The 6,422-nt window shown below is 58.5% G+C and carries 5 protein-coding genes and 1 pseudogene; 5 read left to right on the top strand and 1 reads right to left on the bottom strand.

The window, feature by feature from the left end:
* A pseudogene (locus GOB81_RS16990) lies at nucleotides 1–98 on the top strand (IS5/IS1182 family transposase); the annotation flags it as partial.
* A 57-nt stretch (nucleotides 99–155) separates the two neighbouring features.
* Complete coding sequence (locus GOB81_RS16985) at nucleotides 156–620, top strand: enoyl-CoA hydratase-related protein (RefSeq protein ID WP_242010331.1); 465 nt, start codon at nucleotides 156–158, stop codon at nucleotides 618–620.
* Nucleotides 621–936: 316 nt separating this feature from the next.
* Here GOB81_RS16985 and GOB81_RS16980 read toward each other — a convergent pair whose 3' ends face one another.
* On the bottom strand, nucleotides 937–1,842 hold the full coding sequence (locus tag GOB81_RS16980) for a LysR family transcriptional regulator (protein WP_173571422.1): 906 nt from the start codon (nucleotides 1,840–1,842) through the stop codon (nucleotides 937–939).
* 172 nt (nucleotides 1,843–2,014) lie between these two features.
* Here GOB81_RS16980 and GOB81_RS16975 point away from each other — a divergent pair, with 172 nt between their 5' ends.
* Genes GOB81_RS16975 through GOB81_RS16965 form a run of 3 tightly spaced genes read left to right on the top strand, consistent with a single transcriptional unit; the run spans nucleotide 2,015 to nucleotide 6,113 of the window.
* Entirely contained in the window at nucleotides 2,015–3,175 is a 1,161-nt protein-coding gene (locus GOB81_RS16975; protein WP_173571421.1) for an iron-containing alcohol dehydrogenase, read from the top strand.
* Between the two features lie 16 nt (nucleotides 3,176–3,191).
* On the top strand, nucleotides 3,192–4,580 hold the full coding sequence (locus GOB81_RS16970) for an MFS transporter (RefSeq protein WP_173571420.1): 1,389 nt from the start codon (nucleotides 3,192–3,194) through the stop codon (nucleotides 4,578–4,580).
* A gap of 39 nt (nucleotides 4,581–4,619) precedes the next feature.
* Complete coding sequence (locus GOB81_RS16965; protein ID WP_173571419.1) at nucleotides 4,620–6,113, top strand: CoA-acylating methylmalonate-semialdehyde dehydrogenase; 1,494 nt, start codon at nucleotides 4,620–4,622, stop codon at nucleotides 6,111–6,113.
* The last annotated feature ends 309 nt before the right edge of the window (nucleotides 6,114–6,422 follow it).

Here is a 6,422-nt window from a genome sequence, read left to right as displayed (position 1 = left end):
TGAAGCATTTCAGAGGCATCGCAACACGCTACGACAAGCTGAAGTCAACCTTTCTCGCTGCCGTGCAACTCGCCTCCGCCATCATCGGAATTAACTGACGACACGCCCTAGTTTTCCAGAGTGCCGATCCCGAGTTCTTTATCGCACATGTCGACATGACCTTGATCGATAACCCGCAGGCTTTCAGCGAACTTGCGCATGACGCGCCTGAAGGTCTCAACCCGTTCCAGGCGTTCGGCGAGCTTCTGAGAACGCAGCCGCAGGTGACCATCGTCAAGCTTGCGGGGTTCGCCCGTGGCGGTGGCGCAGAATTTGTCGCTGCCGCGGACATGGCATTTGCTGCCGAAGGCCGGACGGCCCTTGCCCAGTGCGAGGCACTTATGGGCATCACACCCGGTGGCGGCGGAACCCAGTATCTGTCCACCCGGATGACACATGGCCGCGCTCTTTTCGATGCCGAGACAGCAGAACGCTACGGGTGGATAAACCGGGCGCTCCCCGCTTCCGAACGGTGTTATTGCCGCCGCAAAAAACACTATTCCACTGACAAGCCAGCCAAGCGGCTTTGGCTGCGAGCACGAGGCTTGGGCAGAACTCCTCGAACGTCCTGCCCCCGTTAAACTTATCAGGGGTGGACTGAAAGCGGGCGCGCAAACCAGAGACGGAGAGCGGGATCTGGAAAAATTGCTCCGCACACTCAACGTCTGATCCGCATCACTCTGTCCAATCGGGTGGAACGCATGTCTTGCCCCCATCGGCCGCAATCTTCTATGCCGAGTGATATTATTTTGTTTTGATATGTCGGACAGCGTCTGTTGGGAGAATGAAATCGGTCAGTTCGAACGCCATAGAGCGGCATGCGCCTCCACGGAATGGGCCGATTAAAATATCCTCGCCGACAGCTAATATTTGATGAAATCTCGCCAACTCTCCTGTTCAGACAGCAGGTAGAAACAGTGCCTGTGCCGCACGGGTCTCATTCCGTAACACGCTGCACAGATGGCCGAGCCGCGATGACCCCGCCTCATCCCCCCGCGTAATCAGCCAGTAGGTCCGGCGAAGGCTGACCTCCTCCGGCAGGACGCGCACAAGGCCAGACGTTGATTCCGCAACAAAAGCAGGAAGGATGCCAAGACAGAGTCCGGCCTCAACCGCTGCTTTCTGCGCCTGAATACTGGAATTCTGGATCCGGACCTGTCGGGAATCGATTCCGGCCTCTGCCAGATAGTCCAAAGAAGGCGAGAAAACGAGTTCATCGACATAGCCTGCGAATATATGATCCGCGAGGTCTCCTCGGCTGCTGATCGGCCCATGCCGTCGCAGATAATCGGAGCTGGCATAGATGAACAGGCGATAATCCGTCAGTTCCTCCACATGAAACCGGTCTCCCGAAGGACGGGTAAGACCGATGGCGAGGTCCGCCTGACGGCGGGAGAGAGAAACGATCTGCTGGATCGTCACCATCTCCACCGTCAGATCCGGATTTGCTTCCAGTAGCGCTCCGATGCGCGGGGCGAGGAAAAAATTTCCGAATCCTTCCAGCGCGCTGATCCGCACCGTGCCGGACAGGCCTCTTCCGGCGCTGAACGCCACCTCCTGCGCTTCGCGCTCCATCGCCTCCACACCGGCCAGCAGCTGTTCACCTTGTCGTGTAAGCCGGTAGCCACGCGGGTGCCGTTCAAAGAGCGTGGCGTCCATTGTCTGCTCCAGAGACTGAATTCTCCGGGCAACAGTCGTGTGCTCCACACCCAGTTCCCGAGCGGCTACGGACAGCGCTCCGCCGCGGGAAACAGCCAGAAAATACTGAAGATCACGCCAGTCGAGTCCTCGTCTTCCGTGCATACTTCGTTCCTTCACAGACCATATCTCAAAATATCCGTGCATTTTTGCACATGGGGTGGGCGAAAACGCCAGATTTTTTGTCCGATCGCCTCGTGTCAGACATTTTCATCCGCACAAAAGAGATGGAGCAGGACCGAAGTCCGGAACTCCATCCGCGAAAAGGGGAAATCTGATGACTGCACTGGTCCTTCCACCTTTTGTCCGGCTCGGAGGCGGCGCGCTGAATGACCTTCCCGAAGCCCTGCAACAAGCCGGTCTCAAAGCGCCTTTTATCGTCACCGATCCGTTCATGGCCTCAGGGGGAGTGCTTGAACGGGTTAAGGGCATTCTCGAACAGGCTGGATACGCCATGCGGGCCTTTACGGAGACTGTCCCAGACCCGACCGTCGCGTGCGTCAATGCCGCCCTTGCCATGCTGCGGGACGGTCAGCATGACTGCGTGATCGGACTGGGCGGCGGCAGCCCGATCGATACCGCCAAGATGGTCGCCGTACTTGCGCGACACCACACCACACCGTCCGGTCTCAAGGTTCCGCATATCCAGAACACGCCGGGCCTGCCGGTCATCGCCATTCCAACAACCGCTGGAACAGGTTCCGAAGCCACACGGGTCACTGTCATCACCGACGAGGTGTCCGATGAGAAAATGCTCTGCATGGGACCAGCCTATCAGCCTCACATCGCCATCGTGGATTATGAACTGACCCTGACCATGCCGCGCAGGCTGACGGCTGATACCGGCACCGATGCCCTGACCCATGCGCTCGAGGCCTGGGTCTCGAAAAAGGCTTCTCCCTTCACCGATGCGCTGGCACTGACCGCAATGCAGCGGATCTGGAGATGGCTGCCCGTCGCATGCGAGGAGCCCAGCAACCACGAAGCCCGCGCCGCTGTGATGCAGGGCGCGTTTGAAGCCGGAATGGCGTTCTCGAATGCCTCTGTCGCGCTGGTGCATGGGATGAGCAGGCCCATCGGGGCGCATTTCCATGTGCCGCACGGTCTGTCCAACGCCATGCTGCTGCCGGAGATAACGGCCTGGTCCCTGCCCGGTGCCTCGGAACGCTATGCGATGGCCGCCCGCGTGATGGGAATTGCCGACGCCGGAACATCCGATGCCGCTGCGGGCGAAGTCCTCGTGGAAGGGCTGCGTCGCAGAAATCGGGAAATCGGTGTTCCGACGCCAAAAGAGCATGGCCTCGATGTCGCACGCTGGGACAACCTGCTGCCTCTGATGGCCGAGCAGGCGCTGGCGTCCGGCTCACCCGCAAACAATCCGCGTGTGCCGACCGCACAGGACATCATCGAGCTCTATCACCGCGTATGGGCCGCATAACAGGGAGGACCGCAGCATGAGCAACGCTACAACCTCTTCCAGAACGCTTTCGATGCATGGTCTGGTTTTTGCCTCCAGCGTCGGCACCATCATTGAATGGTATGATTTCTTTCTCTATGGCTGCCTCGCGATTTTTTTCGCGCAGATGTTCTATCCGCCCGGAAACGGAATGGCCTCCACGTTGATCAGTGTGGCGACGTTCGCAACCGGTTTCGCAGTCCGTCCGCTCGGCAGTCTGGTCTTCGGTCATTTCGGAGACCGCTTCGGACGCAAGATCACATTTCTCACCACCCTGCTGATCATGGGCTGTTCAACGGCAGCCATCGGTGCGCTGCCTGATTTCAGGACCGCCGGCTATGTCGCACCGGTTCTGCTCATCACGTTGCGGATCATCCAGGGGCTGGCTCTGGGCGGAGAATATGGTGGCGCCGCAACCTATGTGGCCGAACACGCTCCGGCCACGGAACGTGGCAAATGGGCGAGCTATATTCAGGCCATGGCGTCCGGCGGCTTCGTTCTGGCGCTGGGCATTGTCCTCGGACTGCGTCTGGGCCTTGGCGAGGAGAGCTTCACAGCATGGGGCTGGCGTCTGCCATTCCTGTTCTCCATCGTGCTTGTCGGCGTTTCTTTCCGCATCCGTCTCCGGCTGCATGAATCTCCTGTGTTTCTGGAGATGAAGGAGAACCAGCAGATCTCCTCTTCGCCCATCCGGGACGCCTTCACCATTCCCGGCAATGCGCGTCGCATCGTGACCTTTCTGTTCGGTGTCTCCTGCGCCCAGGCCGTGACCTTCTACACCGCCCAGTTCTACGCCCTGTATTTTCTCGAAAGCGTCCTGAAAGTCGCCTTTCTTCCTGCCACGCTGGCCGTGGCGGCTGGCGCACTGTGCGGTCTGCCGTTCTTTGTGATCTTTGGTCGCCTGTCTGACAGTATCGGCCGCAAGCCGCTCGCCCTCACCGGTATGGCTGCTGCCACCCTTCTCTACCTGCCGCTCTTCATGGTTCTGAAATCCTGTGTTCATGACGGCGGAATTGACGCTGCTCCCATCGCCGCCATCGTGTTCGTCCTCGTGGTCATCGCAGCGCTGATCTACGGACCTTACGGCGCGTTCATCGTCGAGAGCTTCCCGGCAGCGGTGCGCTACACCTCGATTTCGATTCCCTACCATATCGGAAACGGTATTTTCGGCGGCTTCCTTCCGCTTATCAGCCTCAGCCTTGTCTCACGCACCGGAAATGTCTTCGCCGGACTGCTCTATCCCGTTGCAATCTGCATCATCGGTTTCTTCGTCACGCTGTTTTTCGTGCCTGAAACACTGCCTGCAGCCGCAGAAGATGGAAAGCGTCGGGGCATTTCCCTCTCTCACGAAACACTGCCTCCCGTAACTGCTCAGGCCGCCGAATAAGCAGCTGATCTTCTCTCTTTCCTGACAAGGACAAAGAAAATGAAAATCATTCCTCACTTCATTGGTGGCCAGAAAACCGGCGGCGCTAGTCAGCGTCGTTCGGATGTCTTCAACCCCGCAACTGGCGAGGTGCAGGCTCAGGTAGCGCTTGGGGATGCGGTGGATCTGGAATCCGCTGTCTCCGCCGCACGGGCTGCCTTTCCGAAATGGGCCGACACACCCGCCCTGACCCGCTCCCGTATTCTGTTCCGGGTCCGCGATCTGGTAGAGAAGCGTGCCGATGAACTCGCTGCTGTGATTTCTGCCGAACATGGCAAGACAATTCCGGATGCAAAGGGCGAAGTCACACGCGGTATGGAGGTCATCGAGTTTGCCACGGCAGCTCCGGAAATTCTCAAAGGCGAATATACCGAACAGGTCAGCCGGGGCATTGATGCCTGGACGATGCGCCAGCCGCTCGGTATTGCCGCAGGCATCACGCCGTTCAATTTTCCCGTCATGGTTCCGCTATGGATGGCACCGATGGCGATTGCGACGGGCAACTGTTTCATCATCAAACCTTCAGAGCGTGATCCTTCAGCGTCCGTGATGCTGGCAGAGATTTTCAAGGAAGCAGGCCTGCCTGACGGCGTGTTGCAGGTGGTGCATGGCGACAAGGATATGGTCAACGCAATCCTTGAACACCCGGAAATCAAGGCTGTCAGCTTTGTCGGTTCCACGCCGATTGCAAAGCACGTCTATGCGACGGGCACGGCGCACGGCAAACGCGTGCAGGCTCTGGGCGGAGCGAAGAATCACGCCATCGTCATGCCGGATTGCGATCTGGACAAAACCGTGGACGCTCTCACGGGTGCGGCCTGGGGTTCGGCTGGCGAGCGCTGCATGGCGATCTCGGTCGCCGTCGCGGTGGGGCCCGTAGCGGACGCCCTCGTAAACAAGCTGGCCGAACGGGCCAGAACGCTGAAGATCGGCCCAGGGGAAGACGGCAGCAACGATATGGGACCGCTGATCACGGCGCAGCATCGCGAGCGCGTGTGCAGACTGGTGGATTCCGGGGTCGAACAGGGAGCGACACTGGTCGTGGACGGACGTGAACATGTCATTTCCGGTCATGAGAAGGGCTTCTTCACCGGGGCATCGCTTTTCGACAATGTCACGTATGACATGAAGATTTATCAGGAAGAAATCTTCGGTCCTGTTCTGTGTGTCATGCGCGCACCCGATTTTGAAACAGCCCTCAAACTGGTGAATGAAAGCCCGTTCGGCAACGGGACCGCCATCTTCACCCGCGATGGCGACACCGCCCGCAGCTTCACGCATCGTGTTCAGGCGGGAATGGTCGGCATCAACGTGCCGATCCCCGTTCCAATGGCGTTCCACTCTTTCGGTGGCTGGAAAGACTCGCTGTTCGGAGACCACCATATGCACGGACCGGAAGGGGTACGCTTCTTCACGCGCCTGAAAGCCGTCACCAGCCGCTGGCCAGAAGGAATTCGCAACGGTGCGGAATTCTCTATGCCTACCCTAGGATAATGCCAGAATGGAAAACAACGTTGGCATACCATCCAGAAGCACGACATAACAACGGACTGATAAAAACTCCACCGCCGGTTGTTGTCACAAATTAGTGTCAACAACCGGGAAAATTTCTCCGCGATATCGCTCACCAGACCTGTGAATATTCGCCCCATAACTTCGCCAGAAGCGAACGCTTGAAGGCTAGGGCGTGTAGTCAGTTAGCGCCTGCTGGTCTGGGCCTTGTACTTTTGTCCGATGCATGATGTTTTCTCCCTGTTTTCAGGGGGGATATACGGATGCGCCGGTATGCTCTGAGTGACAGTC

Origin of the sequence: Acetobacter conturbans, assembly GCF_011516755.1 — a bacterium.
Classification (GTDB): domain Bacteria; phylum Pseudomonadota; class Alphaproteobacteria; order Acetobacterales; family Acetobacteraceae; genus Acetobacter; species Acetobacter conturbans.
The sequence above is the reverse complement of the archived record's forward strand: the minus strand, read 5'-3'. Positions and strand labels throughout refer to the sequence as shown.